The sequence below is a fragment of the Desulfosarcina sp. genome, assembly GCF_055467485.1.
In genome coordinates, this window is the sequence record NZ_JBUOIV010000037.1 from 34,106 (window position 1) to 52,410 (window position 18,305).

17 protein-coding genes and 1 pseudogene are annotated in these 18,305 nt (G+C 56.7%); 13 read left to right on the plus strand and 5 right to left on the minus strand.

All coding sequences use genetic code 11. From position 1 onward, the window contains the following. The first annotated feature begins 280 nt into the window (after window positions 1–280). Complete coding sequence (locus ACZCED_RS16725; RefSeq protein ID WP_464861241.1) at window positions 281–667, plus strand: VOC family protein; 387 nt, start codon at window positions 281–283, stop codon at window positions 665–667. Window positions 668–684: 17 nt separating this feature from the next. Here ACZCED_RS16725 and ACZCED_RS16730 read toward each other — a convergent pair whose 3' ends face one another. Continuing rightward, window positions 685–2,097 (minus strand): sigma-54-dependent transcriptional regulator, encoded by a 1,413-nt coding sequence (locus tag ACZCED_RS16730; RefSeq protein WP_462968535.1) that lies wholly within the window; start codon window positions 2,095–2,097, stop codon window positions 685–687. Between the two features lie 350 nt (window positions 2,098–2,447). After that, the gene (locus tag ACZCED_RS16735; RefSeq protein ID WP_464861242.1) at window positions 2,448–2,711 is read right to left on the minus strand and encodes a hypothetical protein; all 264 of its coding nucleotides are present in this window, start codon (window positions 2,709–2,711) and stop codon (window positions 2,448–2,450) included. A gap of 511 nt (window positions 2,712–3,222) precedes the next feature. Between ACZCED_RS16735 and ACZCED_RS16740 the strand changes: the two genes are divergently transcribed. Continuing rightward, entirely contained in the window at window positions 3,223–4,980 is a 1,758-nt protein-coding gene (locus ACZCED_RS16740; protein WP_464861243.1) for a YeiH family protein, read from the plus strand. 14 nt (window positions 4,981–4,994) lie between these two features. Beyond that, window positions 4,995–5,294 (plus strand): hypothetical protein, encoded by a 300-nt coding sequence (locus ACZCED_RS16745; protein WP_462968532.1) that lies wholly within the window; start codon window positions 4,995–4,997, stop codon window positions 5,292–5,294. A gap of 158 nt (window positions 5,295–5,452) precedes the next feature. Here the strand turns inward: ACZCED_RS16745 and ACZCED_RS16750 are convergent, their stop codons facing one another. Beyond that, a complete protein-coding gene (locus ACZCED_RS16750) occupies window positions 5,453–6,085 on the minus strand; it encodes a hypothetical protein (protein WP_462968531.1) in 633 nt (210 codons plus the stop codon). 168 nt (window positions 6,086–6,253) lie between these two features. Between ACZCED_RS16750 and ACZCED_RS16755 the strand changes: the two genes are divergently transcribed. From ACZCED_RS16755 to ACZCED_RS16770, 4 genes are all read left to right on the plus strand, one after another. Then, entirely contained in the window at window positions 6,254–6,712 is a 459-nt protein-coding gene (locus ACZCED_RS16755; RefSeq protein ID WP_462968530.1) for an Hsp20/alpha crystallin family protein, read from the plus strand. 27 nt (window positions 6,713–6,739) lie between these two features. Further along, window positions 6,740–7,144, plus strand: a complete 405-nt coding sequence (locus ACZCED_RS16760) for an Hsp20/alpha crystallin family protein (RefSeq protein ID WP_462968529.1) — start codon at window positions 6,740–6,742, stop codon at window positions 7,142–7,144. A 301-nt stretch (window positions 7,145–7,445) separates the two neighbouring features. Next, a complete protein-coding gene (locus ACZCED_RS16765; RefSeq protein ID WP_464861244.1) occupies window positions 7,446–8,345 on the plus strand; it encodes a MaoC family dehydratase in 900 nt (299 codons plus the stop codon). Window positions 8,346–8,347: 2 nt separating this feature from the next. Then, entirely contained in the window at window positions 8,348–10,054 is a 1,707-nt protein-coding gene (locus ACZCED_RS16770; protein WP_462968527.1) for a class I adenylate-forming enzyme family protein, read from the plus strand. 221 nt (window positions 10,055–10,275) lie between these two features. Here ACZCED_RS16770 and ACZCED_RS16775 read toward each other — a convergent pair whose 3' ends face one another. Further along, window positions 10,276–11,997: a methyl-accepting chemotaxis protein gene (locus tag ACZCED_RS16775; protein WP_462968526.1), complete on the minus strand. Its 1,722-nt coding sequence runs from the start codon at window positions 11,995–11,997 to the stop codon at window positions 10,276–10,278. A 358-nt stretch (window positions 11,998–12,355) separates the two neighbouring features. Here ACZCED_RS16775 and ACZCED_RS16780 point away from each other — a divergent pair, with 358 nt between their 5' ends. The 3 genes from ACZCED_RS16780 to ACZCED_RS16790 all read left to right on the plus strand — a co-directional run bounded on the left by ACZCED_RS16780 (window position 12,356) and on the right by ACZCED_RS16790 (window position 14,664). After that, the gene (locus tag ACZCED_RS16780; RefSeq protein WP_462968525.1) at window positions 12,356–13,117 is read left to right on the plus strand and encodes an SDR family NAD(P)-dependent oxidoreductase; all 762 of its coding nucleotides are present in this window, start codon (window positions 12,356–12,358) and stop codon (window positions 13,115–13,117) included. Window positions 13,118–13,832: 715 nt separating this feature from the next. Then, window positions 13,833–14,246 carry a cysteine rich repeat-containing protein gene (locus tag ACZCED_RS16785; protein ID WP_462968524.1) on the plus strand — a complete coding sequence of 138 codons (414 nt, stop codon included), beginning with the start codon at window positions 13,833–13,835 and terminating at the stop codon, window positions 14,244–14,246. A gap of 52 nt (window positions 14,247–14,298) precedes the next feature. Further along, the gene (locus tag ACZCED_RS16790; protein ID WP_462968523.1) at window positions 14,299–14,664 is read left to right on the plus strand and encodes a hypothetical protein; all 366 of its coding nucleotides are present in this window, start codon (window positions 14,299–14,301) and stop codon (window positions 14,662–14,664) included. 265 nt (window positions 14,665–14,929) lie between these two features. On the opposite strand, the gene ACZCED_RS16795 is transcribed toward ACZCED_RS16790, so the two are convergent. Then, a complete protein-coding gene (locus ACZCED_RS16795) occupies window positions 14,930–16,261 on the minus strand; it encodes a DUF362 domain-containing protein (protein WP_464861245.1) in 1,332 nt (443 codons plus the stop codon). Window positions 16,262–16,714: 453 nt separating this feature from the next. Between ACZCED_RS16795 and ACZCED_RS16800 the strand changes: the two genes are divergently transcribed. From ACZCED_RS16800 to ACZCED_RS16810, 3 genes and pseudogenes are all read left to right on the plus strand, one after another. Then, window positions 16,715–17,419, plus strand: a complete 705-nt coding sequence (locus tag ACZCED_RS16800; RefSeq protein ID WP_462968521.1) for a histidine phosphatase family protein — start codon at window positions 16,715–16,717, stop codon at window positions 17,417–17,419. Window positions 17,420–17,760: 341 nt separating this feature from the next. Continuing rightward, complete coding sequence (locus ACZCED_RS16805) at window positions 17,761–17,991, plus strand: 4Fe-4S dicluster domain-containing protein (protein WP_464861246.1); 231 nt, start codon at window positions 17,761–17,763, stop codon at window positions 17,989–17,991. 128 nt (window positions 17,992–18,119) lie between these two features. Next, a pseudogene (locus ACZCED_RS16810) lies at window positions 18,120–18,305 on the plus strand (hypothetical protein); the annotation flags it as partial.

Consider the following 18,305-nt stretch of genomic DNA (forward strand, 5'->3'; position numbering starts at 1 on the left):
ATTCCAGCCGTCAACGACATGTCGCATGTTTAACCAAAAACGGCAAGTCCAGGTCACCGGGCGCCAGCGTGCGTACCCACCCCCGGCAAGGGAGCGGCAACATTCCGGTGCCGCAGCGATCTGGCGATTGCCTGCCAGGGCAACCATAACACGCCAATATGCGCTAACCATGCCGCATTTGCTGCTTATCGATCGGCGTCGCCGGTGTGTGCCCGTTGACACCTTCGGTCCGGTTGACATAGGCTGGTGGAGACAAAACCCTAAGGACGACATTTGCCCTATGACCATTTATCGTACCAACACGATTCTATACTGTAACCGATGGAATGACGCGGTCAAGTTCTATCGTGACGGGGTCAAACTTCGGGTGCTTCTGCAAAAGGCATGGTTCGTTGAATTTGAGCTGACCGGAGACAGCTGCCTGAGCGTGGCCGATGCGGCACGCACATCTGTCGGCAGCGCCGGCGGAGACGGTATTACATTGTCCTGGCAGGTGGCAGACATCGCCGCCGAGCATGCTCGAATGCTTGCAGGCGGCATCGAGGTCAGTCCTATTACGGTCACGTGGGGTGCACGAAACTTCTTCGTGTTCGACCCCGAGGGCAACCGCATTGAATTTTGGGCGTGGACCACCTCGCAGACCCCACCATCGACCCCAGCGATCTGAACCCCCGTCTGTGCACTTCATTTTTCCTGATCCATTCTTTTATATTCCGTCTTGGAGATCTGGTAACGGGTCATGAGCCGATTGAGATGGCGCGGGGTGATGCCGGCCGCTTTGGCGGACAGGTGGATCTTCCCCCGGTTGCGGGCCACCAGATTAACAACATAGCGACGCTCGAATTCCGCATTGGCGATGCTTCTGGCCGCTGCCAGCGTCAGTTCCTGTCCTTGACCGCCAGACACGACAGCGGCGTCAGAAGGGATGAGTTCTGAAGGGAATCCTTGGGGGCTAAGGATGTCTGAGCGTTCAAGAATGTACGCCCGCTCCACCAGGTTTTCCAGTTCCCGGATGTTTCCGGGCCAGGGATAGGCACAAAACGCCTCCATCACGTCCGGGTGGAGTCCTCGTATGTTTTTCCCGTACTGAGTATTGAGATTTTTCAGGCATACATCCACCACCTGGGGAATGTCTTCCCGCCGATTTCTCAGCGGGGGTGCCTCGATGGGAAACACATTGAGCCGGTAAAACAGATCCCTCCGAAATCTGCCTTCATTCGTGAGCTGTTTCAGGTCCGCATTGGTGGCGGCAATCACCCGCACATCGCATTTCACAACTTCATTCCCGCCCACACGGCTGAAGGTGCCCTCCTGGAGGACCTGCAGCAGTTTGATCTGGGCAGCGGGTGAAAGGGTCCCGATTTCATCCAGAAAAATGGTTCCGCCCTGGGCCATTTCGAATTTTCCGGGCTTTTCTCGCACGGCACCGGTAAAGGCCCCTTTTTCATGGCCGTACAACTCACTGTCCAGCAGGGTTTCCGCCATGGCGCCGCAATGAACAGCGATAAACGGCCGGCCACTTCTCAAGCTGTGCAGGTGAATCAGGCGTGCCAGCAGGCTCTTTCCGGTTCCGGTTTCGCCAAGCAGGAGCACCGTTGCAATGGTCGGGGCCACAGACCGCAGGGCTTCCAATACTCGCAGCATCCCAGGGTTGCAGGTTTTGGTAAAATCGAGCCAATCCGTCTTCCAGAACTGGTTCCGCAGGTAATCCAGTTCGAGCCTTTTTACCGCTGCTCTCCTGGCAGAGGCCACCACCAATCGGACTTCCTGCGCATCGCAAGGATAGGTCAGATAATCATTGGCGCCGGATTGGACGGCCCTTACCGCGTTGCGAAGGGTCCGTCGTGAAGTGAGAACGACGAACTGAACCCCGGGATGCCGGCGTTTAAAGGGCCTGACAGCTTCGGTGAAGCCGATTCCCGAAGCCGCTGCGGTCAGGCCCAAATCGGTGAAAATGATGTCGAAAGGGTGTTTCTCGTGCAGGCCCAGGGCAATTTCGACGGTATTCGCTATTTCGACAATAATGGTTTCATCGAAGGCGCTGCGGATGAGCCCCGCCAGTGTTGCGTCGGTGCATAGGATCAGTAAACGGTTCATGCTTTATCGTTGATGCGTTCAATCCGCTTTTACCGGATTGGAGACCGCATTCCGGATTTCGATTGAAAAGGACGTCAATCACGTTTCTTGGAACAAAAAAGTATCGATGGTGTGCAGGGGTTTGTCAAGAATGAAGCGATTCCTTCTGGCAGGTGTAATGGCAGGGCACCTCATATAGATTGCAGCAAGCCCTGAGCTAGTAAAGAACGAACCGGCAGCCGACGGCTCACTTCTTTTCCGATAGCGGGTGGGGGCGGCCCTGCAGACAGGCGAGAGGGTGTCTTGCGCCACTATCTTTCGAGGTCGCTGCAGGGGAAGATGCGGGCTGCAGTTACCCGGAAGAGGGTGCTTCATGTCACGGCATCCATGCGTCCGTTTACGAGCCGGTGATGCCGGACGCGAATGGCAGGCGCCTGCCCCTGGAACGAAAGCACCCCGTCTACGGACACCCGCATACGTATATGATTTTTCAGCATTTGTCCCCGTTCGTCATCGATGACCCGGATTCTCTCTTCCTGATAGGTGAAGACGGCTACTGAAAGGACATTGCCCATCTCGTCCCAGGCATCCGGGATGACGATTCCCTGGATCGTTGTCGCTTTGGCTTGGTTCATGGTGCCTGTTCCGGCAGAGTTGTGATGCCATGATGAGGCGCTCTCAGCCGTTCACCGCAAGGAAAGTGCCAACGTTGCAGGGCACAGCCGGCCTCCTGGCCGTCAACACCCGCCGGCCCAGTGATTGGATGCCCTTTCATTTCCCTTCGGACCTGAACGGGATGCTTCGGGTTTAAAAGGATCCGAATTGCGGAGTAACCGGCGTTGGTAAAACCGGTCTTTTTATTTCCGATGATCCGAAGAATGGGACGCAAGATGTCCGAATTTAATTGTCCCAGCATGCATGGCTCATCGATCCCCCTGCCTATCCGCCATTGGTACCGACAATCAGGAATTTGCCTATTTTTCGGTTCGTTAGACACTATCCTGCGGGTAGGGTATCGCCCGAACAGCCATCCTTAGGAGACCGGTGGGTGATTTCTCATGGTTGTTTATGTTTGGCACACGGGTTGCCATATCGATTGCCGGGGAGACCTGGCAATCACATTTCTCATCAACAAGGAGCGGCATCATGAGCGAATCATCATCTCAAAGACCCAATCAGGAAAACCTGGCCATCGACATCGCCAAGAGTTCGTTTTCGGATCTCTGGAAAAAGGAGGATTACCTGGCCATCTGGCTGGGATTCATTATACTGGTTGTCGGTCTGGTCATCTTTCTTCCCCGACCACCGGCTAACATGAACGACGATTTTGCCAAGGTCAACGCGATACTGAAGCAGGAAGCATCCCGGGCGCCCTTCAAGACCATCGCCTGGCATGAGGCCTCCGAGGCAAAAAAGAAGATCCGGGTGTCCGATCAGCCCTTTGCCAAGTCGATCAAAGATTTTTTTGCGGCGCCCGGCGATTGGAACATCAACCCGGTGGATGCCCTGTACATGGGCCAGGCCGCCGCCGAGGAGAAAAACCAGAGGGGTCTGCCCCCGTTCAATGAACTTAAAGCCTCTGCCGCCGGGGCGCTGGCAACGGCACGGGCTTCCGAAGAGGCGGCCGCCGCCGCCGGATTCTCCGATGCAGCTTTGAACGACAAGGCTCAAACGGACATCGCTGCCTGGCAGAAGGTCGCGGCCAAGGCGTCCAAGGCCAAGGCAAAAACTTCAAACAAAGCATACAACCGATTTGGGTCACTTGCCGGACTGGCTGTCATTCTGGCTCTGTTTTTCGGCATCGGCATGCGGATCATGGGCAAATCCTTCGGCAAATTTTTCGTGGGGTTCTTCTTCGTTTTCATCATCGCCGTGCTAGCCTATACGGCCGAAGTCCAGCAGACCATGAAAACATACGGGTTCGGATTCCCGTTGTGGGCCATCGTATTCGGCATGCTGATCAGCAACACCATCGGCACCCCGGAGTGGGTCAAGCCGGCGGTGCAGACGGAATACTACATCAAGACCGGCCTCGTATTGCTGGGCGCCGAAGTGCTGTTTGGCAAAATCCTGGCCATCGGGCTGCCGGGCATCTTCGTGGCCTGGGTGGTGACGCCAATCGTGCTGATGACTACCTACTGGTTTGGTCAGCGGGTTCTCAAGTTCCCCTCCAAGACCCTGAACATCACCATTTCGGCGGACATGAGCGTTTGCGGCGTGTCGGCAGCCATCGCCACCGCTTCGGCCTGTCGGGCCAAGAAGGAGGAGTTGACCCTGGCCGTAGGTCTCTCCATGGTTTTTACTGCCATCATGATGGTGGCCATGCCGGCCTTTATCAAAGCCGTCGGCATGCCTGAAGTGCTGGGCGGCGCCTGGATCGGCGGCACCATCGATGCCACCGGGGCCGTGGCTGCTGCCGGGGCTTTCCTGGGAGATCGCGCCTTGTACGTGGCCGCCACCGTCAAGATGATCCAGAACGTGCTTATCGGCATCATCGCCTTTGCCGTCGCGGTATACTGGTGCGCCCGGGTCGACTGTACGCCGGGAACGCGGGTGAGTTGGATGGAGATTTGGCACCGGTTCCCCAAGTTTGTGCTTGGGTTCATCGCCGCCTCTATCATTTTCTCCATCCTGGATGGGAAATTGGGTAAGGATGTGAGCGGGGCCATGATGGACCAGGGCGTGATCAGGAGCTTCAGCCGTCTGCTGCGCGAGTGGTTCTTTGCACTTGCCTTTGCCTCCATCGGGCTGGCGACCAATTTCCGTGAACTGGCCAAATATTTCAAGGGCGGTAAACCGTTGATCCTTTACGTCTGCGGCCAGAGCTTCAACCTGGCCCTGACGCTGCTCATGGCCTATATCATGTTCTATCTGGTGTTCCCGGAGATTACCGCACGGATTTGATGAGGAAAAACACTATGTCGAGTGCTGCGAAACGGATCCTGATGCCCGTCGGTGGGCGCTTTCGACCGGCAGAGAAGATGATTCCCTGGCTGAAGCTCTGCGCCGGTATCGTCGTCATCCTGACGGTCATGTTCGGAATCGGGCCCCTGCTGCTTCATCTGCCCTGGTACAAGGAAATGGGCCGCTTTATCGAGGCGGAAGGCATCCGGTCTACCGCCATCTACTATACGGATCTGCAGACCTTCAGCAATGCCGAGTTTGCTCTTCGTCAGAACCTGGAATACGGACCGAAAGCCAGGCTCAACGGCCCCTGAAGCGGTTGGTTGAAAGGCGTGGGCGGGTTCTCCGACCCTATGCGGCCCCCGGAAATTTGGAAACCGGGGGTCGAACCGGGGGCAGCGGATACTCATAGCATTGCCGCAAAAAAGCCTCGTGGTGCCGGGGCCGCATTCACCGATCAATTTTCAGGACACTAACGCTCGAACTGCACATCCATCTGGTTCAGGTCCTCCGGGTCGAAATCCGCGATGCCCTGGGTTCTTTCCAAAAAGGCTTCGATGGCGCCAGCCGCACCGGCATACGTGTCCATCGCCGATGCCATCCGGGCCGTGACCGGGTCATCCTCCCCCAGTTGGGCGATCATTTTTTCCAGCAGTTGCGTGCCCTTGTTCAAATGCTGCTGGATGCCGGAAAATGCCGCTTTGCGCATTTCGTACTTTTTCTGTTCATTGTCGATCACCGGCAACAGCCGCCGTACCGAAAACTCAACCAGGACATCGCGAGGCGCGTTGAAGGCCCTCGAGATCTCATCCAGCAGGGAGAGGGATCTCCTGCTGATTACGTAGGTCTTCTGGACCCGGTTTTCCGCCCCGACCCTTGCATTCCGGACCTCCTTTGCGATGGCGTTGAGGGAGTCGCTGTCCTGGGCCAGGTGGTCGAACAGGGATTTTTGTTTGATGCCCAGCTGCGCGGCGACGATGCTGATGGCTTCGATACAGCCGGAGGAAAGCTTGAAGGTCGCCCGTACCGATTGTCTGCCCCGAAGCCCCGAACTGGTAATAAAGGTAAATGAGCCACTGTTATCCGTCGTATTTTTACGAGTCATTTCAGATCTCCACAGGTGTCCATATCAGTTGAATTACCGAATTTTAATATATATGAAAAATAATGCAACAAAATAATTGTTCAATTATATTGACAACGTCGAATCCATAAATATTGTTTGGTCGAAACAAAAGGGCGGTTTTGAACCATAACATAAGGAGGCTTGGCAATGATCTACAGAACACTTTTCGGTGCCCCCAGTCGGCGTTTCGGTTCTTCCTTTGCAGACCTGGAAGGAATGCGGCGTCAGATGGAACGTCTTTTTGAGACATACAGCGACCGGCCCCTCGGGCGTGCCGGCGCCGGTGTGTTTCCGGCGGTCAACATCACGGAAGATACGGATGCCTACTACGTCAGTGCGGAACTGCCAGGCGTGAATTCAGCGGATCTGGATCTCAACGTAACCGCCAACCAGTTGACCCTGGCCGGCGAACGCAAGATCTCTGAAGAGGCTGCAGATGCCCGGTATCACCGTCGCGAGCGCGAAGCCGGACGCTTCTCACGGGCCGTGGCCCTGCCCGGCGATATCGATCCGGACAATGTCAAGGCCAGGCTGGTGGACGGCGTACTGACCGTGACCATTGCCAAGGCGGAAAAGGCCAAACCCAGGCAGATTTCGGTTCAATAAAACCGACGATGAAAGGAGGAGCCGATCATGTCAGATTCCAAGGAAATGAAAGTCATCGAAAAACAGGCCTTGGCCTCAGCTGCCGAACAGACCAAGCCCGGCCCGGTATTCACGCCCAACGTGGATATCTTCGAAACGGAAAAAGCCATCACCCTGCTGGTGGATATGCCCGGGGTGAAGGCGAATGAACTCAATGTGGATCTTCGGGACGACACCCTGACCCTGACGGGAGATGTGCTTCCGAACGTGGGAACGCCCGGTGAAAAGGTATACGTGGAATATGAAACCGGACGCTACTACCGCCAGTTCTCCCTCTCCGAAGTCATCGCCCAGGAAAAGATCGATGCCAAGCTCAGCGACGGGGTGCTGCGCCTGACTCTGCCCAAGGTGGAAAAAGCGACGCCGCGACGGATTGCGGTTCAGGCCGGTTAAATTGCCGAACCTGCCGGATACTATGAATACCTCCGGCAGGACGGTCTATCTCCGTAATAATCCCATTTCCCCTGCCCCCATCTCCACGAGTCGACAACGCATGGTGCGCATGATGCCGCACCATGCTCTATTTTCAACCGGTGCCGGCGTGTCATCTGGAGGAGCTTCGGCTGCCGGGATGATTATGATCCCCATTCGATTGTCTTGTCCGGCCGGGCATGTTATTGAGCGCCGAGCCGAATCCGTAGCCGTTTGATTATCGCAGACGAACCGAAATGACGTTTTCTGTCAGGAGGTGGCCGTGATCATTGACTCTGCATTTGTCGGGACTAAACTCTTGCCCCACCAAACCGTTGTGGCGGCCCGGCAGACAACCAACTACGCCGCCGCCATCGGTGAACGTGCCGACTGCTATTTTGATGACACCCTGCCGGAAGGGGTGGCCGCCCACCCTGTTTTTCCCGTGGCCCTGACCTGGCCCGTCACCAGCCACCTGGACCGATTCATTCAGGACAGTCGGTTCCCCCTTGAATTAATGGCCATGCAGGTCCATCATACCGAACACATCGCCCTGCATCATCCTGTCCGGCCGGGCCAGGCACTGACCGTGGCGGGCACCGTGGCGGCCATTCTGCCCCACCGGGCCGGCACCCGTGTATTGATGCGCTATGAGGCCGCGGACAACGGCGGGCGACCGATATTCACCGAACATATCGGCGCCCTGCTGCGGGGGGTGAGATGCACCGATGGCGGCCGACGCCTTTCAGGACTGCCCGATGATCCCCCGCCTGACCCGCCCGGTGACGGGTTGTGGCGGCAGGACATAGATATCGATCCGGCGTTGCCCTACATCTACGACGGGTGCAGCGATATCGTTTTTCCCATCCACACCTCACCGGCCTTTGCCCGCGGCGTGGGGCTTCCCGGTATCATCCTCCAGGGAACCGCCACCCTGGCCCTGGCGGTTCGGGCGGTGCTCGACCGGGAGTCCGGGATCCATCCGTCAGCGGTCACTGAAGTCGCCTGCCGCTTCACCGGCATGGTTTTTCCCGGAAGTCGCATTACCGCGCGTCTGCGGCATCGATCAGCAGAAGGTGAGCGGGTCACTTTGACCTTCGACGTCATCGATGCCAGGCAGCAGCCCGTGTTGCGCAAAGGCCAACTCGTCTTCCGCACCCCAACGGCAGCCGGAAAGGAATAACCATGAGCGATCGCTTCATTCGCCTCCCGCGACTCGGCGACTACGTGGATCATTGGGCCGACCAACTGCCCCACCGCGCGGCTATGATTCAGCACGAAGACGGCAAGACCGTCACCTACGCACGCTTTAAGACCCTTATCGACTTCTTCGCCCTGCGCCTGCTGGCCTTGGGCATTCAACCGGGAGACCGCGTGGCCAGCCTGTTGGTGCTGGTTCCCGAACACATCGTCCTGATGTACGCCTGTTTCCGCATCGGCGCCATTTTCGCCCCCCTGGACGTCCGTCTGAAGGACGAAGAGGTGGTCCGGGACATCAACAAAATCGAACCAAGCGCCTTCTTTTTCCTGGGCGATACACCGGTCCGCGATTTTCGGACAGCGGCGGCCGCCGTAATGGCAAGCTGTCCGTCCGTCAGGCACCTGGTTCAGTTCACCGCCGATCCCCGGCCCGGGGACATCCTCGAAGGCGCCGTGAGCATTGTCCGGCTGATGGATAAGAAGCTTCTGTTGGCGCTGAAAATAAAGGATCTGTTTACGCGTCATCTCAAGAAAATGGTTACCACGGTCAAGGCCGACACCCCGGCCCTGATCATATTCACCACCGGGACCACCGGTGCGCCCAAGCCGGCGGTGCTGACCCATCGAAACATCATCATTCAGAACGAAGTGTTGGCCCGGGGGCTCGGGGTCACTTCCAGCGACGATATGCGGATTCTGGTCAACCTGCCGCCCAGTCATGTGGGCTGCGTCACCGAATGTTTCATGACCAGTATGGCCGTTGCCGGAACGGCAGTGATGCTGCGTATCTTCGACCCCAAAGGATCGCTGGAAGCCATTCAGGCCCACCGGGTCAATGCCCTGGGCATGATCCCTACCCAGTACCGGATGCTCTGGGCACGTCCCGATTACGACCGATACGATCTTTCCAGTTTAAAAAATGCCGTTTATGCGGGATCGGCGGGAGACCTGCCCTTTCTCCGGCGTCTGCAGACCATGGCGCCCCGGATTTTTACCGGCATCGGCATGACCGAAAACGCCGGTTTCGCCACGATAACGCCGCCGGATATCCCCCCCGAGGAGATGGTTGGCCAGGTGGGACGGGCCTTTCCGGATCTGGCTGAAGTGACTATCCGGGAGCCCATGCAGCCGGACGGCAGTGCCGGAGCCGAACTCCCAACCGGTGAAATCGGTGAAATTTGCTACCATCCCCCCATTGTTTTCGCCGGTTATTACAACATGCCCGAAGAAACCGCCAACGCCGTTTCACGGGAAGGCATCCTGTACACCGGGGACCTGGGTCGATTCGAGGATAAGGGAGATTATCGGGCGTTGTATTTGAGCGGCCGAAGAAAATTCATGATCAAACAAAAAGGCTACAATGTTTTCCCCGATGAAGTGGAGGACCACATTGCGCGGATGGATGGCGTCGCTTCGGTCGAAGTCGTGGGCATGCCGCATGACATTTTCGATGAGGGCATTTTTGCCTTCGTCCAACCAGTGGCCGGTGCCACCGTTACCGCCGACCAGGTCATGTCTCATTGCAGGCAGATCGCTGCCTACAAACGACCCCAACATGTCGTGATCGGTGAGGCTGACGACGCTTTCCCACTCACCCGTACGGCCAAGGTGGACAAGCTGGCGCTCAAGGATCGGGCTGCGGACATGATAACGATGTTGAGGCGTGACGGCGGGTGGGACCGGCAGGCGTGAAGATCGTGGGCGAATCGGATAAACGTCGCCCATCTATCATAAAACGGGGATCACCCCGCACGGTTCAGGTCAGGGGCGCCTCCCAAAGCGCTGTCCGTTCCAAGGGGCCGGAAGATTGGCGATCTCAGTGATGTCATTCCCCGATGCCTGATAGCGTTCAATTAAAAACGGCGCACCGGTCGGTGCGCCGGTTGAGATCGCTTCGTGTGGATACGAAGCGATTAGACCTTGAAACTTCCCACAATGCTGTTCAGTTCCGCTGCCATGCGCTTAAGATCGTCGCCGCTGACTTTGACCTGGTCGCTGCTGTTGGCGATTTCGCCGGAACTCTGATTGACCACGTTAATGTCGCGGGTGATCTCGGCGGCCACCGTGGAACTCTGGCTGACGTTCTCGTTGACCTCCTGGATTCCCTGGGACGCCTGGGCGATGTTGCCGGCGATCTCTTTGGTTGCCGCGGACTGCTCTTCCACGGCAGTGGCGATGGTGCCGACGATCTCATTGACGCTTTTGATGACTTCCGAGATCTCGTTGATTCCCTTGACCGTGCCGTCGGTGCTGCCCTGGATGTTGCCGATCTTCTCCTTGATTTCCAAGGTGGCCGCCGAGGTTTGCTTGGCCAGCTCCTTGATCTCGTTAGCCACCACGGCAAAGCCCTTGCCCGCCTCGCCGGCTCGGGCCGCTTCGATGGTGGCGTTCAAGGCCAGCAGGTTGACCTGCTCGGAAATTTCGGTGATGGTTTCGACCACCTTGCCGATGCCCAAAGCGGCCTGGCCCAGCCCTTCCATCTGGCCGGAGGTCTCGCCGGCTTTCTGGACGGCCTGGTCGGATATGGCCCTGGCCTTTTCCGCATTCTGGGCGATCTCGTTGATCGTGGCGGTCATCTCCTCGGCGGCGGTGGCCACCATGGAAGTATTGGTGGAGGACTGCTCCATGGCGGCGGCCACGTTGTTCAGGTTGGCGCTCATCTCTTCGGCAGCGGTGGCCACGTTATTGGCCCGGCTGGAGGTCTCGCCGGCGCCGTGAGACATCTGCACCGCGATTTCGGACAGTTCCGCTGACGACCGGTCCACATCCTTGGAATTGACGGCGATTTTTTTGATCATGGCCTGCAGTTTTTCCAAAAAAGTGTTGAACCAGCCGGCCAGTTCGGCAATTTCATCCTTGGAGTCGATTTTGATGCGTTTGGTCAGATCCCCTTCACCTTCGGCGATGTCCTGGAAGCTGACGATCATCTCTTTCAGCGTTCGGACGATGCCGAAGGCGATGAACAGGCACAGGGCGATGATGGCCGTAAAAATGGCGCCAGAGACCAGCACCATGGTGGTGGTGCGCTTGGAGACCATGGATCCGATCTCTTCGGCCATATGTGCCTGGTAGGCGTCGATGTTGTCCAGGTAGACGCCGGTGCCGATCCACATCTGCGTTCCGGGGATCATCTCCGCGTAAGATAGTTTGGGCTGGTCGCCGGCACCCGGTTTGGGCCAGATGTACTGAACGAAGCCGCCGCCGGCTTTGGCCGCATCCCGCAAGGCCTGGGCCACTTTTACGCCGTTTTTATCGCTCACGCCTCCAAGATCCTTGCCGACGTTTTCCTTTTTTACCGGAAAGGCCACGGCCACAGTCCCCTCATACACAAAAAAATAACCGGAGCGGTCTTTCTCATAGATGATTTTATCGACCAGATTGCGAATGATGGTTTTTATCTGCTCCTTGTCCGTGGTCCCCTTGATGGCCGCTTCGGCCATCAGCGCCGCGCTGTGCGTGGCCAGATAGATTCTGGCTTTCTGGTCTTCCAGCATCACTTCGCCGGTGCTTTCAATGCCCAGATCCTTGACCCCGTTGCTGTTGCGCACGGAAAACATGACCATGGTGGCAAACAGCACCAAGATGGAGACGTTGATAATATACATTCGGCCTTTTACGGATAGTCGGTTGAGCATGGTGGATTTCCTCTCCATTAAAAAGTGGTGACACTGGATGGTATCGAATTTAAGATATTATTGGTTGTCCTTTCGAAACCTTTAGGTTTTTCGATGCGATTTTTCAAAATAGCGGTGCTGGATTGACGGCAGGAAAATCGTCGAATTCGAACCCTGTGCAAGATCCGATGGCAGCGGCAAGAAGGCAAGCCAAGCGATGAGAAAGTGCAGTAAAGCAAACCCTCCCGGCAATGGGACTTGTCAATTTCCCGTTAACCCGATAGGCTCTTGTATCGCATCTGCGGGAGGCATCGACTCGATGGTCAACGCGATCTAAAACCGTTCCATAGACTGGCAACCCTTTAATTTTGAGGCAACCATGGCAAACCTATCATACGGAATTGAAGGAAGCGTGGTGGTGGTCACCGGCGGCAGCCGGGGCATCGGCCTGGCCCTGGCAAAAATGCTGCTGGCGCAAAAGGCCGACGTGGTGATTTGCGGCAGAAAGCAGGACGGCCTGGATGCGGCGGTGGCCGAATTGGATGGCGGTGAGCATGTGCTGGCCGTCACGGCGCACATCGCCAGGCAAGCGGAGGTGGAGCGGCTCTTCGACCAGACGGTGGAACGCTTCGGCCGCGTCGATGCCCTGGTGAACAATGTGGGCATGAACCTGATCACGGGAGTGGTGGACGCCGAACCGGCCCTGTTCAACAAGATCGTCGAATCCAACCTGACCGGCACCTGGCTCTGTTCCCGCAAGGCGGCGCAGCTCATGCGGGGGCAAAAGGCTGGCAGGATCGTCAGCATCACCTCCATTGCCGCCCGTCGGGCCGCCCCGTTCATGGGTATTTACGGCATCGCCAAGGCGGCCATCGAGATGATGACCAAGACGCTGGCCCAGGAACTGGCGCCATTCAACGTCCAGGTCAATGCCGTGGCGCCGTGCATGGTGCGCACCGGATTTTCCCAACCCTTCTGGTCCAACGACGACCTGCTCAAGGAGATCGTCAAGACCATCCCCATGGGCAGGATCGCCGAGACCGCCGATGTGGTTCACCCGGTGCTGTTCCTGTGCTCGGAGGGGGCCGGATTCATCACCGGCCAGACCATCATGGTGGATGGCGGGGCCAGTGCGGTGTAATAACCGAGGCGATGAGAATACGGCAAGAATGGGAAAAACCGTATATTGTTGAATTGTTGAAAAATTGAAGCCGCTTGGACAAGGGTGTGACGCCAGGTCTGCTTGACCCGGCATCCAAGAATGATGGTGCCTGTAATTGCATAAGGCCTGCCGTTGACCATTACGAATAGGCCTTTTTTCGCCTTAGAAAATTGTATTTTTTTCAAACCACCCGAATTGGCTCTTGACCGATGGAGACAATCCATTCTATCGGTAAACATCAGCAACTTTTCATAGTCTCTTGAGTTCCAAGATTATTGCGACCGACGATTAACGGGTCGAACATGAGCCGCCAATCGTTGAACAGTGCTGGCCGGTTTTCAGGAATCAACGCTCAATTCGCAGACCGTCTTAAACGGTGCATGTTTTCAGCTATTTCTCAAACCCGGCAACCCAATTTCGCATTCACGACAGTCAGATGTGAGGATTGATATTTTTTCAATCGTAAAAAGTGACTCGTGATCCCGGACAGCCTTCGCGTATCGGATAATCCTTCCTCTCGCTCACAGATACCAGTGGCAAGGATGGTTTACCGCTGGCAACCATTCCGGCTCAATCAGCCGGCGCCAAATTGGCTACGTTTTCTGCGAATTGGGTCAGGAATGGGAAGCCTTCGGCACGATCCGGATGCATTTTTTGGTTATCATATTAATTCCTTTTAAATGAGGAGGGTGAAATGACGTATAGAAAGATGGTTGGGCCTGTCCTGGGGGCAGTGTTACTGATCGCGATGCCGGTCTTGGCCGGTGAAGGCCTGGTCAAGACAGTGGCCGATGGCTGCAAGACTGAACTCGAAACCTTCTGCAAGGATGTCACCCCCGGAGATGGCCGGGTTTTGGCCTGCCTTTATGCCCATGGCGACAAGCTTTCCGGAAAGTGCGAGTATGCCCTTTACGATGCAGCCGCGCAGTTGGAGCGGGCGGTGGCTGCGTTAGCGTATGTGGTCAACGAGTGTGCCGATGATCTCGAACGATACTGCAGTGACGTCCCTGCCGGACAGGGACGACTCTTGGAGTGTATCAAAAAAAATGACACCAAGGTCAGTGCGCGCTGCAAGGATGCAATCAAGGAGGTCGGATTGGGAGAGTGACCCATGTTCGCTGTCGCGGTTCAAATCAGGAATCAAACGCAAGGAGGCAAGCATGGACAAGTCAAGGCTGTTAACGATTGGAGTGTTGGTTACCCTTATTGTTCTCCCACTTCTCTCGATGGCCGAAGCAACGAGTGCGGAACCATCTGGATTGGATGAGGCGTTGGCCATCGCGTACTTGGAGAAAAGGGTTCCCCAGGATACAGGCTCATGTCTGGTAGACCAGATGAAAATCGATATTATCGGCATCAGCGACCTCGTACCAGGCCATCAGACGGAGGTATTTTATAAGTTCGACTATAATTTACGGTGCAATAGAGGTTCCGAGGCCAAAAAAGGTCAAGGCGTTCTGCGGGCTTCTCGATTAAGAGATGGGAATTGGATCGATCGGGAGACGTTTACGTTGATCTCGAAATAGTCATTTGCTGATAAAATAAAAATCCGTTTGTCCTCAAATTACAGAAGGGCCCGTTTCCAGATGGAGCGCACACGGTAGCGGAACCGCTGTTTATTTTCGCGACCCGGAAGGCAACCTTGTTGAGTTGCGTTATTACGATCGACACCACCGTTCAGACAAGTGTCTCCTGGGGTCCTGATAACGCCTTGATTTTTTTGTTTTTGGGGACGGACCAGTCTGGCATCCGTCAATATATCAGCCATCGATGCAGGTCACCGATTCCCTTTCAATCCGATTCCACCCTGAAGAACCCTTCCTCGAATTCCGGTCGGTTCTGGTAGCGGGCCATGAAAAAGCCGGGCAACTGGTCAATGTTGTCGAACAGGCCCGGATCGGCTTCGATGCCGGCCCGGTGAAGGGCCTTGACGATATCTGACGGTCGCGGCGGGCAGCCTTTGACGGCGATCATCTCGTTGATCTCCGGGTTGTGTTTGTGCTTCTGATACATGCATTTGCCTAAAAGGATGGTTTTCTGCATCCCCGGCGTCGGTTCCATCCGTTTGCCCGTGAGGACTTCCAGACGGTCCCATGCCTGCCCTCTCCAGGCAAAGCGAATGGCCGTCAGCGTCAGGCCGTTGAGCTGGCTGCAGTAGGTGCACATGGTGTCGTCATACTTGCGGTAGAACACGCCCTGGATGCCCTGTTTGGCCAGGGCCAGGGGCAGTTCGCCGGTTTCGTCGCTGGCGTATGGAAAGTCAAAGCGGTGGCTGCTGGCCAGACGTTCGATTTGCTCGCCCACCACCTCGACGTCGGAAAGATCCGTCGGACGGCCGCGGTTGGCGGCAGCCATGGCCAGGTGGGGCACCTGGTCCGGTTCGTGGCCGAGGAGTTTGGCGCCCACCATGTCGGCCGACAGGATATCCGTCGAGGCCACCAGGATGTCGCTTCTGCGCATGCTGCCGTCGGGGCCGGGGCCGCGTTCCAGGGTATAGATGCCGTCGATGAGGGTAAAGACCGGCGGAAGGCGGTCGGCCAGGCGGGCGACCATGAAATCGAGGTTCTTCACCGGATCCGGATTGTGGCAGCGTTTGCGTGAAGGGATGTCGATGGTGCCTTTGAGGTTTTTTATGCCCAGGCTCACCACCGTCTGGTTATGGGCCTTCATGGCCGGCAGGTCCACCACCAGGTCGCTGTGCAGAATGTCCGTGTTGAAGTTCAGGGCGATGCCGTCTCCCAGGTCGACCGTTTCGAACGGCCGCTGGAAGATGTTGATGGTCTTGACCCCGTATCGCCGTTTCAGGGTGTGGTAACCCAAGGTCTCGAAAGCGTGGGCCGGCGTCTCGACATCTTTGGGATTGTGGGTGACCATGCCTTCGCCGATGGTAATATCGTCCACCCCCTTCTCCTTGAGCAGGATGACCATGTCTTCGACCACCCGTGAGGTGGTGATGACCCCCCATTTGGGGAAGGCCACCGCCTTGGTCCAGAAGACGATGTTGGGTTTGATGAAAACCCGCATGCCGGGCTTGACCTGCGCCAGGCCACGGCAGCGGTCCACCGCCTGTCTTACCGACTCCAGGGGTGACTGATAGCGAACAACGGCAACGATAGATGACATCTTGTATGATCCTTTGGGGCTTTAGCAGGCCGTTGAAAAAAGGTCATGCGCACAGGCAAGACAAGGCAAAATCCGGCGAAAAAGCGCAGTTTATGGGTGATAAATGAGCATTTTGAGTCGAATTTTAACGCCATATGGCCAAGCGCAATCGTTATTCAACAGCCTGTTAGAGGGTAGCATGAAAGAACAGACGCCATCCTATTTCGCCTTTGCGGGATGTACAAGGGAAAATGAATGGTTGTCCAATATCCTTGACGATCGCGATGGGGATAGTATAGATTCCCTCAAAATTAAATGTGAATGCCGGGCGGCCTCGGGCCTTCGACCCGGTTTCGACACACTCGCCAGTGAAACCGGACTGCATTTCGCTGCCTTCCCATTCTTCTGATGGCTCTCCGGTCGATGTCATCCAACGCAATCCGGCAACCACGGCAACAACAAGAAGGTGTTCAGATGATTGAATTATACTTTGTCCGGCATGGCCAGGCGTCCTTCGGCCAACCGGCGTACGATCGCCTGTCCCCATTGGGAGAACGGCAGGCGGCGCTCTTGGGCAGGCATTTTCATAAAAACGGGATCCGCTTCGATGCCGTCTACTCCGGTGCACTGCGGCGGCATATCCAGACAGCCACGATCGCCATGCGCCAGGGCAATGGCGACGGGCCACCGGAGATAACCATAGACGCGGACTTCAACGAGTTCGACAGCTCTGACCAGATGATGAACCGGCTGTTCAGCGTAATCCAGGAAGACCCCCTGCTGTCCGAGCAGATGAAACAGATTCATACCGACCATGGTGCGATCGGGCGCATCTTCGACATCGCTGAAAAATCGGAAATGATGCCTGTCGAGGTCGCTGCGCGCCTACGCCTGGCCCAGCAGTTCAGGGAGCGGATCAGCGGCGCCATCGACAACCTGGTGAAAAAGGTGGGGGACAATAAAAAGGTGGTGGTGTTCACCTCCGGCGGGCCCACCGCCGTAGCGCTGCGGCAGACGCTGGACACCTCCAGGGAGCAGACGATCCGCCTGGGGTGGGAATTGCGCAACACCTCCATTACCGTTCTGCGCCACCATCAGGACCAGCTGTGGCTGGTGCTCTTCAACTGTGTGGCCCACCTGGAGGCCCAAAACGATCCGGACCTGATCACCTATATCTAACCGCCTGTCCGCTTCAGCCGGCCAACCAATGGGGCGAGGACAAAGCGGCGTCGTGTGGCCGCCTGTCCATGGATGCTTGCCGCCAGGAACGCTTTCATCTGTCGGTCGATCTGCTCCCGGATCCCTGATGCAGCTGCCCGCTTTTTTCTTTTAAACCTCGTTTCCTGAGCTGAAGCACGCAAAAAATTGATCATATGAGCCAGAAAAGGAAAAACGGAATAAAAGCACCCGCTTTTTCTTGACAAGGCCCCTGTCGAGCTTCTAAGAGGGGCACGATTTTAAGGCGGCGGTTTGAGCATGCGGCCGCGCACGAGCGTTGAACCCACGTTGGGGGAAGATTCATGGCAAAAGCAAAATTGAAGGACCACCGGATCAACCGGGACTGGTGCAAGGGCTGCGGGATCTGCGTGGCGTTTTGTCCGAAGACGGTGCTGGAGCTGGACGACAAGGACAAGGCGGTGGCGCCGCGGCTTTCGGACTGCATCGCCTGCCGGCTGTGCGAACTGCGCTGTCCGGACCTGGCCATCGAGGTGGAGACGGAGGACGGAGGTCAGAAGACAGAGGACGGATGACAGATGTCAGAGGACAGCGGACGGAAGTCGGACCTCGGATCTCGGATCTCGGACTTCAGACCTCGGCCCTCAGGTCCATGAAGCCCTTTTAGCATAATCAAAACGACCAAACAGCAATAGGCAAACCCATGACCAGACAAGTCAAGTTCATCCAAGGCAACGAGGCCTGCGTGGAAGGGGCCCTTTACGCGGGCCTGGAGTTTTTCGCGGGCTACCCGATCACGCCGTCGACGGAGATCGCCGAGCATCTATCCAGACGGCTGCCGCAAAAGGGCGATCATCGGCGCGTCGCTGACGGGCAAAAAGGTGCTCAC